The organism is Seohaeicola nanhaiensis (genome assembly GCF_042654245.1).
GTDB classification, from domain to species: domain Bacteria; phylum Pseudomonadota; class Alphaproteobacteria; order Rhodobacterales; family Rhodobacteraceae; genus Seohaeicola_A; species Seohaeicola_A nanhaiensis.
Window position 1 is genome coordinate 1 of record NZ_JBHSGI010000035.1, and the last position, 1,597, is coordinate 1,597.

The following is a 1,597-nucleotide window of genomic DNA, read 5'->3' on the forward strand; positions in this document are numbered from 1 at the left end:
ATCATGCAGCTTCGGTTCGCGATCACCGGAAAATCATACCCGTGATAGCTGCTGAACGCCGTCGGGACTGTGCCGGCGACCAGGCGCAAAGTCGGCTTGAGGGCCAACGTTCCCTGCAAGATCAGTGCGGCCGTCCCGCCAACCGCCCCGTCTACACCAACCAGGCTTTCGCCATAAACGGTAAGCGTATCGTCCGGGCCGACTGTGAAAGTGGCATCATCATAGCCGAGGATCACTTCGGAGCGGTGCCGGGCGGCTATGCTCACGCCGCCCGTCACGATCCCGGAGTTGACATAGCGGCCATCTGCAAGATCGACAAAGATCGGGTTCGCTCCATCATATCCCGAGGTCATGACCCGTCCGCCGCCATAGACGGAGAAAAGATTGCCATCTACATCTGCGGTGATATCGCCCGCGATGTCGATTAGCCCAACAACCCGCATTCCAGCGCCCTTGCGCATGGTGAAGTCTTCGATCTGGTTTCGGGGGATTATATCCCAGGTGATGACATGTTCGCCTATATCCACGCTGTCGCCCACAACGTCGCCAGGAAGTCCGTCAAGACCATTCGGGTGCCAATCCAACTCGATACTCGCGCGATTGCCGGGTGTGTGCTGGCGCGCGTTCGGAAGGAAATTCAGGGTCTTCGGTGTGGTCCGAACGGTTACGTCGTTTCCGAGCCTGCCCCGCGTCCAGCGGATGTAGTCCAGATATTCACCCCACGGATCGTCCATGGCCAGCCAACGGTTGATCAGGTCAAGGTGTGTGCCACCGGACCCACCGGTCAGGAAATCATAGAACGCGCCGGCAGTTGTTCCGTCGAGGACTACTTGCTCGATGCCTTCGACGTTCAGGTCGTCTTCGGATCCCCAGTTAAAGCGTTGCAAGAAGGAGTAGGCCAACGTCGCACCGCTTTGGAACTTCAGGGACGAACCAGATGATCCAGAGCCGCCAAGCCCGACAGGGCCAGGCGGGGACGTGCTGTTTATGAGTGTCGGCAGGGTTGCGCGCGGAAGCTCGTCATTCCCGATAACGGCGCGATCGAGCCCGGCCAACTTGGTGAAGCCGAAGACAATCCCCCCATTATTCACGTTTCCGACAAGTTGCCCGGCCGTCCCGTTCCAAAACGCCTTGCCCCCGCCAACTGTCCCGACGTAATTGTCAAGAAGTGAGTAGTTTCCTTTCGCTTCGCCACCACCACGGGAAATGAGTATTTGCCACTGGTTGTCCATCGTGATGACGTTCAGACCGATGAAGCCCGACCGGAACTGACCTCCGTTCAAAGCACCCCGTGAAAGGAATATCCGTCGCGCCGTTTGCCAGAGACTGCTGTGTTGGCCGTAAATGCAGTGGCTGAACTGTGTCGGCAACATCGGACTGGCCCCGTCGCCGTTCGGCAAATATCCGTCAGCCCAGCCGGATTGGTCGATAAAGATATCTTCCATGATATGGTTGATATTTTCGGAAAGATATATCCCGGCAAGTCGATCGTTCTGATCCCCTGCCTGCGCCCAATTCGTCCCATGCGGAGCCGGCTTGACGTTCTTGTGGGTTTTCATCCCTCTGATGAAATTGTTGAACTTCAGGAAATAGGCAT

General features: G+C 57.2%; 1 protein-coding gene. It reads right to left on the bottom strand.

The window, feature by feature from the left end; genetic code table 11:
* On the bottom strand, window positions 1-1,597 hold a 1,597-nt coding region (locus ACFO5X_RS26115; RefSeq protein WP_380723264.1), incomplete at both ends, for a hypothetical protein.